This is a genomic window from Fructobacillus broussonetiae, from assembly GCF_018437275.1.
GTDB classification, from domain to species: Bacteria; Bacillota; Bacilli; order Lactobacillales; family Lactobacillaceae; genus Fructobacillus; species Fructobacillus broussonetiae.
In genome coordinates this window covers 13,268-30,699 of the sequence record NZ_JAAMFK010000001.1, presented here as the reverse complement: position 1 = coordinate 30,699, position 17,432 = coordinate 13,268, and the positions used below count along the sequence as shown (strand labels likewise).

General features: G+C 47.4%; 14 protein-coding genes. All 14 read right to left on the bottom strand.

Features of this window, described 5'->3' with window-relative positions; genetic code table 11:
- Positions 1-72: 72 nt before the first annotated feature.
- Positions 73-2,760 carry a DNA polymerase I gene (gene polA, locus G6R29_RS00130; RefSeq protein ID WP_213808334.1) on the bottom strand — a complete coding sequence of 896 codons (2,688 nt, stop codon included), beginning with the start codon at positions 2,758-2,760 and terminating at the stop codon, positions 73-75.
- A 73-nt stretch (positions 2,761-2,833) separates the two neighbouring features.
- Entirely contained in the window at positions 2,834-3,559 is a 726-nt protein-coding gene (locus G6R29_RS00125; protein WP_213808333.1) for a Bax inhibitor-1/YccA family protein, read from the bottom strand.
- Between the two features lie 91 nt (positions 3,560-3,650).
- Positions 3,651-4,985, bottom strand: a complete 1,335-nt coding sequence (gene murC / locus G6R29_RS00120) for a UDP-N-acetylmuramate--L-alanine ligase (RefSeq protein WP_213808332.1) — start codon at positions 4,983-4,985, stop codon at positions 3,651-3,653.
- 14 nt (positions 4,986-4,999) lie between these two features.
- Positions 5,000-5,656: a YtpR family tRNA-binding protein gene (ytpR, locus tag G6R29_RS00115; RefSeq protein ID WP_213808331.1), complete on the bottom strand. Its 657-nt coding sequence runs from the start codon at positions 5,654-5,656 to the stop codon at positions 5,000-5,002.
- A 19-nt stretch (positions 5,657-5,675) separates the two neighbouring features.
- Positions 5,676-6,353, bottom strand: a complete 678-nt coding sequence (locus G6R29_RS00110) for a 5'-methylthioadenosine/adenosylhomocysteine nucleosidase (RefSeq protein WP_213808330.1) — start codon at positions 6,351-6,353, stop codon at positions 5,676-5,678.
- Positions 6,354-6,368: 15 nt separating this feature from the next.
- Positions 6,369-6,668: a hypothetical protein gene (locus tag G6R29_RS00105; RefSeq protein WP_213808329.1), complete on the bottom strand. Its 300-nt coding sequence runs from the start codon at positions 6,666-6,668 to the stop codon at positions 6,369-6,371.
- Positions 6,658-7,233: an NUDIX hydrolase gene (locus tag G6R29_RS00100; protein ID WP_213808328.1), complete on the bottom strand. Its 576-nt coding sequence runs from the start codon at positions 7,231-7,233 to the stop codon at positions 6,658-6,660. The genes G6R29_RS00105 and G6R29_RS00100 overlap by 11 nt, the downstream gene beginning before the upstream one ends.
- A gap of 1 nt (position 7,234) precedes the next feature.
- A complete protein-coding gene (locus tag G6R29_RS00095; protein ID WP_213808327.1) occupies positions 7,235-7,450 on the bottom strand; it encodes a cold-shock protein in 216 nt (71 codons plus the stop codon).
- A gap of 105 nt (positions 7,451-7,555) precedes the next feature.
- Entirely contained in the window at positions 7,556-7,885 is a 330-nt protein-coding gene (locus tag G6R29_RS00090; RefSeq protein ID WP_213808326.1) for a hypothetical protein, read from the bottom strand.
- 52 nt (positions 7,886-7,937) lie between these two features.
- Positions 7,938-8,165 (bottom strand): hypothetical protein, encoded by a 228-nt coding sequence (locus G6R29_RS00085; protein ID WP_213808325.1) that lies wholly within the window; start codon positions 8,163-8,165, stop codon positions 7,938-7,940.
- Positions 8,166-8,301: 136 nt separating this feature from the next.
- Complete coding sequence (locus G6R29_RS00080) at positions 8,302-9,753, bottom strand: NCS2 family permease (protein WP_213808324.1); 1,452 nt, start codon at positions 9,751-9,753, stop codon at positions 8,302-8,304.
- 104 nt (positions 9,754-9,857) lie between these two features.
- Entirely contained in the window at positions 9,858-14,171 is a 4,314-nt protein-coding gene (locus G6R29_RS00075; protein WP_213808323.1) for a PolC-type DNA polymerase III, read from the bottom strand.
- 69 nt (positions 14,172-14,240) lie between these two features.
- Positions 14,241-15,956, bottom strand: a complete 1,716-nt coding sequence (locus tag G6R29_RS00070; protein WP_213808322.1) for a proline--tRNA ligase — start codon at positions 15,954-15,956, stop codon at positions 14,241-14,243.
- A 164-nt stretch (positions 15,957-16,120) separates the two neighbouring features.
- Positions 16,121-17,377, bottom strand: coding sequence for a M50 family metallopeptidase (locus tag G6R29_RS00065; RefSeq protein ID WP_213808321.1), 1,257 nt, complete (start codon positions 17,375-17,377; stop codon positions 16,121-16,123).
- Positions 17,378-17,432 lie beyond the last annotated feature (55 nt).

The window sequence follows — 17,432 nt, the reverse complement described above, 5'->3', positions numbered from 1 at the left end:
AGCACGCCTGTCTCTATCTTACCCCTACAAATCTGTCTAGTAAAAAAGAGTCGCTAAAAGCGACTCTTTTTCTTACTTTGCCTCGTACCAGGTTGGACCTGAGTGAGATTCAACCTTCAAAGGAATCGCAAGCTTAACGGCAGAGTCCATGACCTGGGTCACCGTTTCACGGAGCGTTTCTAATTCCTCCTTCGGACATTCGAAGACCAATTCATCGTGCACCTGCACGAGCATCTTGGCTTCCAGATTCTTTTCTTTCAGTGCGCGATCAACCTTGATCATCGCAATCTTAATAATATCAGCGGCTGAACCCTGAATTGGTGAGTTCATGGCCGTCCGTTCCGCAAAGGAACGCGTGTTAAAGTTTTTGGCGTTAATATCAGGCAAGTAGCGACGACGGTGTTCAATCGTTTCAACGAAGCCATCCTTGTGTGCCTTTTCCTTGATGGCGTTCATCCAGTCGTGAATCTTCGGGAACTCCTGGAAGTACGTATCGATGAAGGACTTGGCATCCTTGCGTGCAATGTTCAGGTTCTTTGACAAACCGTAATCTGAAATCCCATAAACAATTCCAAAGTTAACCGCCTTTGCTGTTCGACGTTGGTCAGAAGAAACCTCTGCATCGTCACCCAGTCCGAAGACCTTTCGCGCGGTTTCCGCGTGAATGTCATGGTCTTCCACGAAAGCGTGTTCCATGGCTGGGTCTTCCGTAATAGAGGCCAAGACGCGCAATTCAATCTGGGAGTAATCAGCACCAAAGATTTCCCAATCTTCGTGTGATGGCACAAAGGCGTGGCGAATCTTTCGACCGGCTTCCGTTCGCATTGGGATGTTTTGCAAGTTTGGATCAACGGATGACAGACGACCAGTCTGCGTCAGCGTCTGCAAGAAGCGCGTGTGAACCTTCTGATCTTGCTGGTCAACAACGGCAAGCAGCCCATCCACATAAGTGGACTTAAGTTTTGCCAACTGACGGTACTGCAAGATGTGGTCGACAATTGGTGCCTGAGGCGCCAACTTTTCGAGCACTTCAACGGCCGTTGAATAGCCCGTCTTCGTCTTCTTGATGACAGGCAAGCCCATCTTTTCAAAGAGCAACGTTCCCAACTGCTTGGTTGAGTTGATGTTGAACTCCTCGCCTGCCATCGCAAAGATTTCTTCCTTGAGGGAGGCAATTTGTTCTTCCATCTCCTGACCCATCTTGGCCAAGCGTTCTTCGTTCACCTTGAATCCCTGTGCTTCCATCTTGGCTAAGACGAAGGACAATGGTAATTCAATGTCGTGGTAGAGGTGGGTTTGCTTATGCTCGTCCAAATCTGAGAAAGCTTGGTCGCGCAGTGCAAAGACCGTTTGTGCCTTTTGCCCGATGTGGTCTAAGACAACCGTCTTTTCCTCTGGAATGGCAAACTTAGCACCCTTTCCATAAACGGATTCATCGTCTGGCAAGTAGTGGTCGAAGCGACCGGCCAAAGTGGACAGCACGTTGTCGTTTCCGACCGTGTCCAACAAGTAAGCAACTAATAAGAAGTCAAAATCTACCCCTGCCAAAGTCAGACCCAGACGGTGAGCCAAAACCCAGTGCTCTTTAGCGTTAAAGAGTTGGAGCTTGATGTTTTCATCTTCCACAATTTGCTTCATCCCGTCTTCTTCAAAGAGTGAGAAATCGCGGGAAGCAAAGTAGCCAACCTTATCGTTTCCAAGCGCAAAACCAATGAGGTCAGCCGTGTGGTAGTTATCGCCTGTCGTTTCGATTTGGAAGGCCAATGTGTCTTCCTTAACCAGCTTATTTAAAGCATCTTTCGTTAACTCGGAAACAGGCTTAAAGTGGGCCTGCTCCATTGACGTGTCGGCGCTGTCATCGTCTTGGTCAATCAGCTGGTGAGCCCGAACCTTTGTTAACGCCTGCTTAAAGTGCAACTTTTCGAAGAGATCAACTAATCCAGCCGTCTTTGGTCCGTGATACTCAATGTCATCCAATCCGATTTCAAGCTTGGCATCGGTGATAATCGTGGCAAGCTTTTGAGCACGGTATGCCACTTCCTTATCGTTAATCAGGTTTTCCTTCATCTTGGACTGCTTCATCTCATCGACATGAGCGTAAAGGTTATCCAAGTCATGGTATTCCTTCAAGAGCTTCAAAGCCGTCTTTTCACCGATTTTGGTAACACCAGGATAGTTATCAGAAGTATCGCCGGTCAAGGCTTTCTTATCAATGATTTGAGCCGGAGTAATACCGAACTTTTCCATGATGAAGTCCGGCGTATAAACCTCAACTTGGGTAACCCCCTTCTTCGTGATCTTAACGGTCACGTCGTCGGTTGCCAATTGCGTCAAATCTTGGTCACCGGTAATGATGATTACCTTATCTCCGGCAGCCATTCCAACACGGGAAAGTGTTCCAATGATGTCGTCTGCTTCCAAGCCAATTTGTTCGTAATTGTGAAGCCCGTGGGCCGCCACCATTTCTCGCATGTAAGGGAATTGTTCCTTAAATTCCGCTGGTGCCTTATCACGGCCAGATTTGTATTCTTCGTACAAGTCGCCACGGAAAGTCTCCTTACCGGAACGCGCATCCCAGGCGACTAAAGCCATGTCGGGTTGCATTGGTAAAACGATGGACTCCAAGAAGTTGTTAAAGGCAACAAGGGCGTTGGTGTGCAGGCCCTCTGGGGTGACCATTCGGTCAAGCTGTTGGTACATCGCGTAAAAGGCACGAAAGGCCAGCGAGTTTCCATCGATTAATAGTATTTTTTTACTCATAAACACCTCTTTAATTACTAGTGTCAGTTTACCATAAAAAAAAGCCCGCTTAAGCGAGCTTTTAAGGGATTTCTTAGTCTCTTTGGTCTCCGAAGATTTGCAAGAGTGAGTAGAAAATGTTCAAGAAATCCAAGTAGAGGTTCAAAGCACCCCAAACGGCAATTCCAGATGTTTGCGCTTCGTTAGCGCCCTGGGCCATCATCTGGTTATATGAAGCTTTCAAGTTGTTGTTATCGTATGCCGTAAACAAAGCAAACACAATTAACACAGCAATTGAAATCAACGTTTGGAAAGCAGATGATCCCATGAAGATGTTGATTACCATGGCAATGATGACACCAATCAAAAGTCCATTTAAGATTGGACCCATGCCGGCCAATGACTTCTTAGTGAAGACACCGTACAAAGCCATTCCACCGAACAAACCAACGGTTGAACCAAAGGCAGCCAATACGGAAGCCCCTGTGTAAACAGCCAACAGAAGGCCCAAGAACAAACCTTGCGCAACGGCAAAGGTCATCAAGAGCCCGAAGGCCTTGGCAGGGTTCAAGTTAACTGCGGCGTTACGAATCATGTAAACCAAAATCAATTCCACGGCAAAGATAGCAATGGTTCCAATCCATGAACCAGCAAAGAACGTTACCAATTGGGGCAAGAAGAAGCTTTGCGCAATGAAACCAGTAACAGCGGTCACGGCCATGGCAATGGCCATGTAGCTGTAGACCTTTTGGAAGAACTGCTTCATGCCGGAGTCAGCACCGGTCACGTCGCGTCGTTCGTTCATATCAAAATTATTCATTAAATACCTCCTCGATATTATCGAATTGTTGCATCTATTCTAATTACAAGAGCTTAAACCAAAATTAAAAAGAACTTTTCACTTCGTTGATTTAACTGCGATCAGACTGCATTTCTCCGAGTAGCTTTTCATAAGCAAACTCGTACTTTTGAATGTCACCAGCACCCATGAAGACGAAAACAGCGTTTTTGTGCTTCAGAAGTTCTGACACCGTATCTTCGGTGATAACCGTTGCGCCACCCTTGATTTCCTTTGCGATGTCTTCTGCAGTCACCGTTCCGGTTGCTTCACGAGCTGAACCAAAGATTGGCGTCAAGTAAACCGTGTCCGCTTCTGAAAGCACACGGGCGTAGTCGTCCTTGTAGGCAATCACTCGTGAAAAAGTGTGTGGCTGGAAGACCGCAACCACTTCCTTATCCGGATACTTCTGACGAGCGGCGTCAATGGTTGCTTGAATTTCAGTTGGGTGATGAGCATAATCATCGATAATGGCGATGTCTTCAATTTTCTTTTCAGAGAAACGTCTTTTAACACCTGGATACGTCTTCAAGTGTTCGCGAACTCCTTCCAAATCCAAACCTTCCAAGTAGGCAACAGCAACAACCGCCGTGGCGTTGTAAATGTTGTGTTGACCAAAGATTGGGATGAAGAAATCGCCCAAATCCTTACCGCTGAAAGTGACGTGGAAGGATGATCCCGTTGTTTCCTTATCAATGCGGTCGATTAAGAAATCATCACGCCCCTCCTTATCACCGTAGTAATAAAGTGGTACGTCAACGGATAACTTTTGCAAGTTAGCATCGTCACCCCAGGCAACGATTCCCTTCTTGACACCCTTTGCAAAATCCTCAAAGGCAGAAAAGACATCGTTAATGTCTTTAAAGTAGTCCGGGTGATCAAAATCGATGTTGGTCAGAATGGCGTAGTCTGGATGGTATGGCGCAAAGTGACGACGGTACTCATCGGCTTCCAAAACAAAGAAGTCGGAGTTCGGCGTTCCCTTCCCGGTTCCATCCCCAATCAAGTAAGACGTCTTTTCGACGTTCTTCATGACATGGGCCAAAAGACCAGTCGTTGATGTCTTTCCGTGCGCACCGGCAACTGCAATGGTCGTATTTTGGTCCACTTGTTCAGCAACGGCTTCTGGGAAAGTCATCATGTCGACACCAGCCTCAAGGGCTGCTTTCACTTCAACATGATCATCGGTAAAGGCGTTTCCTCGAATAAAGGTGTAGTCCTTGTAGTCTTCGATGTTCTTGGCATCAAAGGGCAAGAGCTTAATGCCCGCCTTTTCCAATGGTGCCTGGGTATATGTGAATTTGTCGATATCAGAACCCACGACTTCGTTTCCTTGGTCGTGTAGGATTTGGGCCAATGGTCCCATTCCCGTCCCTTTAATTCCGATAAAATAGTATTTCTTTGGCATGAATCTGCCCTCTTTTAGTAATTCGTATCGATTTTTCCGTCGACGTAAAGGTTCTTTGCCTTGTCAAAGTCAAAGACGTCCCCGACCTGACCGAAGTCATCTGGTAAGACCAAAGCCCCTGGTTTATCAGGTGCACCTTGCAACTTCAACTCACGTCCTGAGACGATCATTCCTGCTGAAGGAACCCCACGTAAAGCACCAGGCCAAATGATTTCACCAGATGGCATCATAGAACCTGGTTGCGCAACAACGACCTTAATTCCAGTCGTCATGTTTGGTGAACCAGACACAATTTGCAAACGCTCAGCCGCTCCCGTATCAACCTTCGTAACGTGAAGGTGGTCGGAGTCAGGGTGTTCTTCCATTTCTTCGACAACACCGATAACCAATTTTGAAGGGTTAGCCTCAATCTTGTCAGAAAAGCCGGCGGCTTCGATGGCATCGTTTACCATTGCCGCTTGCTTATCGTCCAAGAACACCTGCCCAGCTTGGCCTTGCAAACCGAGCTTTTCGCCCATGCCTTCGATGTTAATGGCAAAGAGGTCGCCGTTTTCGGAATCTGAGACGCGTGTCACGTTCTTCTTTGTTTCAATCTTTTGCTTCGTGTTTCCAGGGGCAAAAGTCAGCATCAGGATGTCGCCTGATGCTTCTTGGTTATATACTGAAATCATCGCTTCTATCCTTTTCTAATTACTTTGATAAACGGTTTAAGTAGCTAAGTAAGAGTTCTGCGGACTTTTGACCCGCTTGAATCACGTAGTCTTCAAAGTCAACATCTGATGAACCATCGGCCTTATCAGAAACACCACGCAAAACGATAAATGGCTTTTCAAAGCGCGTTGCCACTTGAGCAACGGCAGCCCCTTCCATCTCAGCTAAGTAAGCATCAGGGAAGTTCTTTGCAATGGCGTCTTTCTTTGATTGTTGAACGAAGGTGTCCCCCGTCACAATCAAACCGGTCTTAGCATCCGTCAATTCCTTAAAAGCAGCAACCATCTTTTCATCCGCAGTAAAGCGTGCTGGCTGTGCGGGCAATTGACCATATTCATAACCAAAGGCGGTTACATCAGCATCGAAGTAGGCCATTTCTTCACCGATGACCAAGTCACCAATCTCAAGTTCCTGCTTCAAAGCACCAGCTGATCCGGTGTTAATCACAACATCAACGTCAAAGACCTGGGTCAAGATTGTCGTAGCAGTGGCTGCTGCAACCTTTCCAATCCCAGATTCAGCCAAGAAAACTTCCTGACCAGCGTATGTTCCAACGAGAACTTCCAGATCAGAAAATGATACCGTTTCCGCATCGCCTAACGCTTGCGTAAGGGCCTTTTTTTCTTCGGCCATTGGGGTAATAATTCCAACTTTCATCGTTATCCTTTCTGATTATGGGAGGACAAAAAAGGTCACGTAAGTCACCACAATAACGATACCGAGTACAATCATCAGCGTGTTGTAGCGATATGATAAGCGGTCGGTCTTTCCCTTCTCAGTCAACTCACCGTTTGAGCCAAGTTGAAAGCGTCCTTTTTTTGTCAGACGCATCTCCGCACGGTTGGCAGGTTCAACAACTGTAATCTTGTCTTCGTTTGCCTTTGCGTACTGTTTTTCAACTTGACGACGTTGCTTAGCCCGTTCTTTTTGTTCACGGGTCTTCTTATTTTTTGTAAAAAAATTAGCGACCATTCTTCAACCTCCGAATCGTCCAGTGGAAGTAAGCGGCCAAAGTCTTTAAGTCGTTTAATTCACCAGCTTCATACATCTTTGTCATCTCATCGTATGAGACAGTGATGATGTCGAGGAACTCCCCTTCGTCACGTGGTAATTGATCAGAACCATCGAGGTGTTCCAACTCCGTTGCGACGTACAAAGCAATCTTAGAATCCGTGAAACCAACAGCCTCAAATCCGTCAGCAAATTCTTCCAACTTACCTGGGTGAACGCGAATTTCTTCGTTTAGTTCACGAATAGCTGCTTCGTGACAAGCTGTCTTAACATCCCCGTGATCACGAGCATCTACTTTACCGGCGGGAATTTCCAAGACAAAGTCTTGAACAGGTTCACGCCATTGCTTAACAAAGACTGCGTGGTCTTCATCCACGAGCGGTAGAATTCCAACGGCGGGGCCACGAGTGACAACATCACGTTGTGCAATCGTTCCATCAAAAAGTTTGACCCGTCGTGAATCAATCTTAAAGATTGGTCCGTCGTACATGACTTCGTTGGAGTAAAACTCTTCTTTTTGAACCATGCTAGTCATCCTCCTTGATTACAGAAACCTGGGCTGCCTGAAAGGCATCCTTTCCCTGTACCAAAACGTACTCCACGCGCTGTCCTGGAATAAGCTTCTTGAAGCCATCCCCAGCGATTCCGTTAAAGTGAACGTAGATGTCATCACCCTTTTCATCGGGTTCGATATAACCGTATCCACGGTCTTGTTGCCAAATTTTTACTGTACCTTTTTTCATACCTCCAGTATACCAAAAAAAGGCCTATTCTAGGCGGAATTTGGTAAAGTCAGGGAAATAAAAAAGAACGGGAAACCGTTCTTTTTTATTTGTTTAAATTACCAATCAATATAATTTAGCTAAATAATTACTTTTTAAATAATACATTGTAACCATAAAAACCGAATCAAAGTCGTTGGCTTCTTCTGCAGTGGGAATAGCTGCATATAACTGAATGTACGGTTTAGTGATTAAATACCTCATTCGACTGGGCACGCCAGTTTTGATTTCCATTTTTGCGCCCAACTCAGGATGAATCAACAAGGCATGTTGTTGATCATCCATGTGCTTTAAAATCTTTTGAATCGTTTTATTTGGATATCCCGAGCGAATCAAATCAAGTTCAATTGTTCGATACTTAAGTTCGTACTCTTTTGAAAAATTGATTTCATGCATTGAAACCTGCTTTCTAACGTTGTTAATTTCCCTCTCATTTTGAAATTACATGCTAATGCCTAGGATTACGTCGACGGAATTCATCGAATGAAAGCCACTCTTTCGTTGTTGCCAAAATCCGATTTAAATCACCCATTAATCGTTCGGCCGCTTCTTCCTTACTGTTGACTGGTGGCAAAGGTTCTTCACCATACACTTCTTTAAAATGTTTTGCAGACCACATTCCTCGATGCATCTGCTTTTGTTCCAAGTAGTCATGTTCATTCATAACGTTATCCATTCTGTCTTCTCCTTTCTATCTCTTTGGGCGCCATCATTATAGCAGCCTTTTTAGAAAGGATTTCCCCATACTTTGTGAAAATAAAAAAGCGCCCTGATATCAGGGCGCAAATTTAAAATGTCATTTAGGACACGGCTTAGATAAAGGCCAACAAAATGAAGTTTGCCAAGAAGAGTGCTGTGATAACAAGCAAGATCTTTGACAATTCCTTTCCCTTTCCTTGGGCAACCTTAACCAAGATGTAGAAGATGAATCCTGCGGCGATTCCGTAGGAGATTGAGAATGAGAATCCCATGAAGATTGAAGTAAAGAATGCTGGGATGGCAACGGCCAAATCAGACCAGTCAATCTTCTTGAATTCTGCCATCATCATAATTCCAACCATAATCAAGATTGGAGCAGTTGCGGCAGTAGGCACAATGGATACCAATGGAGACAAGACCAACATAGCCAAGAATCCAATTGCCGTCACAACGTTCGTCAAACCAGTACGTCCACCTGATGCAACACCAGTGGCTGATTCAATCAAAGTCGTCGTGTTCGACGTTCCAACAGCACCGGCCAACGTGGTTGTAAACGTATCAACAACCAAGGCACGGTCCATCTTTGAGTTAAATGAGTTATCAGCAACGAATGCTTCTTGGTCCTTCTTTGAGAAGATACCCGTTTGGTTTCCAATTCCAATCAACGTTCCGATAGCATCGAACAACCCAGTGAGTCCCATGGCAAAGACTGTCACAATAGCCAATGAAGACTTCGCAGCAGTTGTCCAGAGGGAACCAAATCCGTTGGCACCAAAGGCAGCACCAAAAGTGTTTGAAAATTCAGAAAAGGCATTTGGCAATGACGTTGCAGCTGACAAGTGGGTGCTCGTTACACCCATTGGAATACCAATCAAAGTCGTTGCAACCAACGTGATCAAGAATGAAGCTGGAACCTTCTTGATAACCAAGAAAGTCAAAATCAACAAACCGATCAAGGCCAACAACGCAGATGATTGCGTGAACTTTGAAAGTTCAGGTGTAACGGAACCATTTGCCATGATGGAAGCGATTCCGTCCTTAACGGCACCACCATCATATGGCTTGTCGTTCACTGAAACGATGCTCTTAGCGGAAACAACGAAGTTAATGAAACCGGCGTTTTTCAAACCGATGTAGGTAACAAAGATACCTAAACCACCACCGATAGCGGCCTTCAATTCTTCAGGAATGGCCTTAACAATGGCTTGACGACCGTGCGTCAACGTAATCACGATATCCAAAAGACCAACCATGAAAACAAGGGCCAAAGCTTGTTGCCACTTGAAACCAAATCCGAAGACGATGGTGTAAGTGAAGTAAGCCTGCATTCCGATACCGGGTGCCAAAGCAAACGGAACGTTTGCATACAATCCCATGAGCAACGTTCCAAACGTTGCAACAAAGATGGCCGCGATGAACACAGCTAACTGTGACATCCCCGCTTCTGACAAAATCTGTGGGTTCAAGAAAAAGATGTAAGCCATTGAGACAAAGGTCGTCAATCCGGCAATCACTTCTTGCTTAACGCTGGTTTGGTTTTCCTTTAATTTGAAAAATTTATCCATAATGCTGGGGTCAAAGCCCCCTCCTTTAGTTTTTAAGTTTTACTTGCTGGTCGACAATCGGAATTCCTCCGGTCACGCTAAAACAGCAAGTCTCTCGTTCCTCGTTAGAAGTCAAAGAGCGACAATTGATTTTCATCAGGCAGATCCGAAATCACGGAGTGGAGTGTCAAGAATTCAATGATGGTCTGTGACACCTTACCACGCTTTTTCAAATCTTCCTTTGAGATGAATGGCTTTTCCGCACGAGCGGCAACAATTTGCTTAGCAACGTTGTCACCCAGTCCTGGAATAACAGAGAACGGTGGAATCAATGTGTTGCCATCGATCACCCATTCCGTTGCTTCCGAACGTTCCAAGTTCACCATCTCAAAGTTGATGCCTCGTTCCAAAGCCTCGTTGGCCATTTCCAAAACGGTCAGGAGGTCCTGGTCTCCCTTCGTGGCATCGTTCCCCAAATCGCGCAATTTCGCGATCGCGACTTTGACAGCTTCCTTACCTCGGGCCATGGCAACAATATCAAAGGTGTTGGCACGGATTGAGAAGTAAGTAGCGTAGTAAGTAGCTGGGAAGTATACCTTGAAGTAAGCAATTCGAAGTGCCATCAACACGTAAGCCGCCGCGTGGGCACGGGGGAACATGTATTGAATCTTCAAACATGATTCGATGTACCATTCTGGCACGTCGTGGTCACGCATGAGCTTCTGATACTCGTCCGTGATCCCCTTACCCTTACGAACCTTTTCCATAATGTTAAAGGAATCGTCGGCTGGCAGTCCCCAGTTAATCAAATCAGTCATGATTTTATCACGGGTTCCAATAACGGTCGCGATGGTAGCGGTCCCGTTTTCAACCAAATCGTGCGCGTTTCCCAACCAAACATCAGTTCCGTGGGAAAGACCAGAAATCTGGAGCAAATCGGAATACGTCTTTGGTTGCGTATCTTCCAACATGTTTCGAACGAATCCGGTACCAAATTCTGGTAGTCCAAGCGTTCCGGTGTTGGAATAAATCTGGTCGGACGTTACACCAAGCGGTTCCGTTGAAGTAAAGAGCTTCAAGACCCCTGGATCATTAGCCGGAATGGTCGTTGGATCAATTCCGGACAAATCCTTAAGCGTACGAACCATGGTTGGGTCATCGTGACCCAGAATATCCATTTTCAGCAAATTATCGTGAATCGAGTGATAATCCATGTGGGTCGTTTGCCAGAGGGCATTTTGATCATCGGCCGGGTACTGAACCGGCGTGAAATCATAGATGTCATAATCGCCAGGGACAATCAGGATACCACCTGGGTGCTGTCCGGTCGTTCGCTTAACTCCGGTAACACCCTGAGCCAAGCGTTCTACTTCCGCACCTCGGAACTGCTTATCGTGGTCACGTTCGTAACCTTTCACATAACCAAAGGCCGTCTTTTCAGCGACAGTGGCAATCGTTCCGGCACGGAAAACCTTTTTTACCCCGAACATGACTTTCATGTAATCGTGGGCGATGGCCTGGTAGTCACCAGAGAAATTCAAATCGATATCGGGCACCTTTGTTCCTGAGAATCCCATGAAGGTTTCAAAGGGAATGTTGTGTCCGTCACCAATGAGCATTTCACCCGGGTGATTTGGATCTTCCTTATCAGGCAAATCGTAACCAGAACCGTACTTTTTTGGATCAGCCAATTCAAAGTAATCCCCGTGTGCTGACCGGTAGTGCGGTGGCAGCGGGTTAACTTCCGTGATTCCAGACATCGTGGCAACGAAGGAAGAACCAACGGAACCACGGGAACCAACCAGGTAGCCGTCCTTATTCGATTTCGCAACCAAGCGTTGCGAAATCATATAGTGAGGCGCGAAACCGTTTCCGATAATTGACTTCAATTCCTTGTCAATTCGTTCTTGAATCAAGTCAGGGATTGGATCTCCGTACGCCTTCTTAGCGGCCGTCAATGTCTTCTCACGAAGTTCGTCTCCGGCCTCTGGAATCTGTGGTGGGTACGAACCGGACTTCAGTGGCACAATGTCATCCAACATGTCGGCCACTTTGTGCGTGTTGTCGATGACGATTTCCTTGGCCTTATCCTCACCCAAGAAATTGAATTCTTCAAGCAACTCTTCCGTTGTTCTGAAGTAAACGTGTGGCAGTGCCGTCTTGTTCAGCGGATTACCTGGTTGCGAGCCAATCAGGATGTCACGGTAAATATGATCTTCGGGGTTCGTATACTTCACGTCCCCCGTCACAACAACCGGCTTACCGAGTTCATCACCGATTTGAACCATTTGCTTCATGATTTCCTGAAGCTTCGTTGGGTTTGCAATCAACTCTGTATCGAGCATTGGCTGATAGTTAGGAAGTGGGTTGATTTCGATAAAGTCGTAGAAATCAGCCTTCTTCTTCGCTTTGTCGTATCCCTTTTCAATCAGAGTCACAATCAAGTCACCACTGGTATCACCAGATCCGACAATCAAGCCATCGCGGTACTTTTGCAAAACGGAACGTGGAATACGAGGCACCTTGTTGAAATAAGAAACGTTTGATTCAGAAACCAGACGGTAAAGGTTCTTCAACCCTTCTGCGGTTTGAACAAGGATGGAAGCGTGGAATGGTCTTCCGTGACGCCAGGCCTCACCGTCTAAGATGTGGTCGTTTAGCTGGTTGATGTTGTCCAAGTCGTATTCCTTCTTGGCTTCCTTCAACAGCTTCCAACCCAGGTGACCAGTCGTCTCGGCATCGTAAATGGCACGGTGAGCTTGTTCGAGCTCAATACCAAACTTCTTGGCCAACGTTCCCAAACGATAGGACTTGAAATCCGGGTGCAACCAACGTGTCAGTGGCAAGGTATCGATGACTGGTTCCTCGATTGGCCCCTCATCATAACGAGCGTAAGTAGCATTCAAGAAGTCCACATCGAACGTCACGTTGTGACCGATCAAAACGGATCCCTTAATCCACTCACGGAATTTGTCGATGACAACCTGTTCTGGCTTGGCATCTGCGACCATGGCGTCCGTAATGGACGTCAGGTTCGTCGTAAATTCGGAAAGTGGGAACCCAGGATTGATGTATTCCGAATACTTATCAATGACGTTTCCCATCTGCATCTTTACGGCAGAAAGTTCGATGATTCGGTCAGAAACCGCTGACAATCCAGTCGTTTCCAAATCGAATGCGACGTAGGTTAGGTCTTTATCTTGGACTTCTTGGTCGGTGGTGTTGAAGGCAATGGGGTCCCCGTCCGAAACGACGTTGGCTTCCATTCCATAAATGATTTTCAGATCATTCTTCTGACCAGCAGCGACCGCCTGCGGGTACCCCTGCACGTTTCCAGTGTCCATGACACCGAGCGCTTCAGCGCCCCACTTCTTAGCGAGCTTCGCCACCTGCCCGAAGTCCGTGACGGCGTCCATGGCCGTCATGTTCGTGTGCGCGTGGAGCTCAATTCGCTTTTCTTCACCTTCGTAAGGTTCCTGTCGATCTTCGTGGTCGATGACTTGAAGATCGTAAATGTTCAAAACAAGCTCACGGGCGTAGGTGTCTTCTTGGACGTTACCCCGTGCCTTGATCCAGCAACCGGACTTCAACTGCTCGAAAACAGCTTCGTCTTGTTCGTTGTTGGAGAACTTCTTAGCGGAGATGGATGATGAGTAATCCGTAATTTTCAACGTCAAAAGTTGACGCTTTGAACGGAGTGTCCGCACTTCATCGGCGAAGATGTATCCTTCGATGACGACCCGAGATTCTTCCCCATCGATTTGGTCCAAACGCGTGATTTCAGCATCGGGATTGATGGCGCGTCCTAAGCGGAGGGCGACACCTTCTTTGGACTTCTTTGGTGCGGCCTTATCGGCTCGCTCGATTGCCTGATTAATATCGTTTTGCATGGTCTGCTGGTGAACGCCGTAATGCGCAAGCAAAGCTTCTGCCTGCTTGTCATCGACCTTCGCCTCAAAAGTCAGCCCCGACAGCCCGAACGTTTCATACACCCCTGCTAATTCAGTGAGCACCCGTGGCGTTAACGCCTCTGCAAGTGATGTCGCGGCTGTCGCCACCGTCACCTTGTTCCCACCGTCCAACGTTATAGCGGACGACGATGCCAACTGCTGAGTGAGGGCATAATTAAGAGAGGTCTTGCTTAACGCAAAATGAAAGTAATCGCGCACGTCGTCTTCGCCAAATCCGCCCTTTTCCGGTTGGATTGTCAGATAGACGTCTTCTAACTGCTGAAAGTTCTTCTTGATTCCCTGATAAAAGGCTAGGTACGCGTTAAAGGGCAGCACGTTATCCATCCCGAGGATGAAGCGCCAGGTCTTCTCTTTGGGATCAACGACAACGTAGGACAAAAAAGCGTCTTTAAAAGCGGGTTTGAAGTCATCTGGGAGCTTTGCTTGCTCCATTAATTTTTCAAGTTGTTCTTTACGACTTAAAGCCATTTGTCATCCTTCAATAATAAGCACAAAAAAGTCGACGGTCCGGAGTCGACTTTTGTATGAGAAAAATAATTACTTTGACAACCACTTAGGCAAGTTTTCAACCGCTTCAGCAACCGTCATTTCGAAGCTTTCGTCCGTGGCACGAACAGAAACTTCAACGATTCCTTCAGAGGCCTTCTTACCAACCGTGATTCGAACTGGCAAACCAATGAGTTCGGCGTCGGCGAACTTCACACCGGCACGCTCCTTCCGGTCATCCACGAGGCTGTCGTAACCAGCTGATTTAACAGTGGCTTCCAAATCAGCGGCGAGCGCTGCTTGGTCTTCGTCCTTCAAGTTGATTGGGACGATGTGTACGTCGAACGGTGCAATGGCTGCTGGCCATACCAATCCCTTGTCGTCTGCCTTTTGTTCCGTGATGGCGGAAAGCAAACGAGAAATTCCGATTCCGTAACATCCCATCACCATGTCGACGTTGCGACCATTTGAGTCAAGCACTTGGGCACCCAAAGCCTTTGAGTACTTCGTTCCAAGCTTGAAGATGTGGGCGATTTCGATTCCCTTGGTGAAGGCCAACTTGCCCTTCCCATCGACTGCTAATTCGCCTTCCTTAGCGGTACGGAAATCACCGATTTGTTCATCTTCCAAGGCCACGTCGCGACCCCAGTTGATGCCAGTGAAGTGCTTGCCGTCTTCATTTGCACCGGCCGTGAAGTTCACGAGGTCGGCCGCGCGTTCATCGACCAAAAGCTTCACGTCTTCAGGCAAGTTAACGGGTCCAAGTGATCCGAATCCAGCACCCAACTTTTCCTTCACAACGGCTTCGTCGGCCATGTCCACTTCAGGCAATCCGAGAGCGTTTTGAACCTTAACCAAGTTCACTTCGAAGTCACCGGTCGTGACAACGGCACAGAGTTCGCCTTCAGGTCCGGCAACAACGACCGTCTTGGCCAATGATGAAGCGGGTTCGTCCAAGAGTTCGGACAAGTCTTCAATCGTCTTGGCGTTTGGCGTATCAATCGTCGTCATTTCGTCTTGTTCTTCGTCAGAACGGTCAACGCGTTCGTAGAAATCCTTGGCCATTTCCAAGTTGGCGGCGTAGTCGGAACCTTCCGTGTACACAATCGTGTCTTCCCCGGCAGCAGCTGGTGCTGAGAATTCCTTTGACGTTGAGCCACCCATGGCACCGGCGTCACCGTCGATGATGCGGTAGTCCAAGCCAACGCGGTTAAAGATGTTGGTGTAAGCAACTTCCATCTGGTCAAAGATGGTGTCTAAGCCTTCGTTGTCGGCCGTAAATGAGTAGGCGTCTTGCATCAAGAATTCACGGGTACGGAGCAAGCCGAAACGAGGACGTCCTTCGTCACGGAACTTTGATTGGATTTGGTAAACCAAGAGTGGCAACTTCTTGTAAGACTTGATGTCGCCTCCGAGCAATTCCGTAAACGTTTCTTCGTGGGTTGGACCCAGGATGAAGTCGCGGTCTTGACGGTTCTTAAACTTATACAAATCTTGACCGTATGTCTGGTAACGGCCTGACTTCTGCCAGAGTTCGGCAGGCAAAATTTCAGGAACCAACATTTCGTTGGCGTTCACAGCGTCCATTTCCTCGCGGACAATGGCTTCGATTTTGTTCAATACGCGCTTAGCCAAAGGCAAGTAAGCGAAGGCACCGGCAGATACCGGACGGATGTATCCGGCCTTCAACAAGAGTTGGTGGGACTTCACTTCGGCGTCGGCTGGTACCTCACGCAAAGTAGGCATAAAGAGCTGTGATTGTTTCATAACATCCTTCTTTCTATTTAATCGTTATGTACAGGGCAAATGCCCTTTGTTTAATATCTTTTATAAAAGTCAGACCCGTGCGCGATACAAACATGGCGCCGGTGTCCAACAGCTTGGCCAGAAGCGGAAGCAAATGAAACACGTCCGCCTCTGACTTATACCATCTAAAACTGAATCAAATCCTTTGCCGTCACCAGAATCATCAAGATAACGAGCAGGATCGTTCCCGCCATCATCAAGGCGTTTGCCACGACTGCCGGGAATGGTCGCTTGAAGATCGATTCGTAAAGGTCCAAGAAGACCTTTCCCCCATCGAGCGGTGGAATCGGTAACAGGTTTAGCAAGCCCAGGTTAACGGAAAGCATACCGAGCAAGGCTAATACCGTTAGGAAACCTTGGTTCGATGCCGTCGACGTGGCCTTGGCCAACATCACCGGACCGCCAAGCTTGTTCAAGCTGAAAGTTGAGGTGAAGAGGTCGACGATACCGCGACCAACCTGGGTGAACCAGGATGACGTCATGTTCCAACCAAAGTCCATGCGAGCGCCAATGGAAGTCTCACCCTTTGCAACGATACCGACCTTAGCGACCTTCTTACCAGAAACCTCAACGGCTTCCGGACGAACCGTGGTCGTCTGCTTGTGACCGTTACGCTCGTAAGTGACCGGCAAGTCCTTGTCAGCTTGACCAGCTAATTCGTTAGCCAACCCGGTAAAGGTTGTCACCTTGTGACCGTTTACCGAAGTGATGCGGTCGTTCACCTTCAAGCCTGCTTTAGCAGCCGGTTGCTCCTTCACCACCTGTCCTAAGACCGGTTGGTCAACGGAAACTTGGTGGAGAGAGAAGGCTAATCCGAAGGCGGCGATAAAGGCCAGCACAAAGTTCATGAACGGTCCGGCCAAGTTAATGGCCAAACGTTTCAACGGCTTCGCTGATTCCAACCAAACAGCACGTGGTGCCACGCGGTTTGGCTGGCCATCCTCACCGATCATCACGGCAACTGGTGAAACAGAAAGCGTTTCCAGCTCTTCCGAGCCATCGCGGAAGCCCTTCAAAACCATGTCATCGACGAGGTCAGCTTGATCAACCGTGAAGAGGAAGCCAGCTTCTTCTTGTTCGACACGCGTGTCTAAAGAAGTAACCAGTCCCTTGTCATCCTGTTTCAAGTAAAGGCGCTGCCCCGCTTCCAATTCATCGTGGTCATCTTCAGAAGCCATCCGCACGTAACCCCCAACGGGGAGCAAGCGAATCGTGTAAGCCGTGTGGTTCTGGTACCAAGAAAAAATCTTTGGTCCCATTCCAATGGCAAATTCGCGAACAAGGACCCCCGTCTTTTTAGCGACGATGAAGTGTCCGAATTCGTGAAAGGCCACGAGTAATCCGAAGACGATTAAAAATGAAATGATGGCGGTCAAAGACATGGCGCCCTCCTATCAAGAAAGTTTGTGGACAAGTGCTTAAAATTAAGCGCGTTAT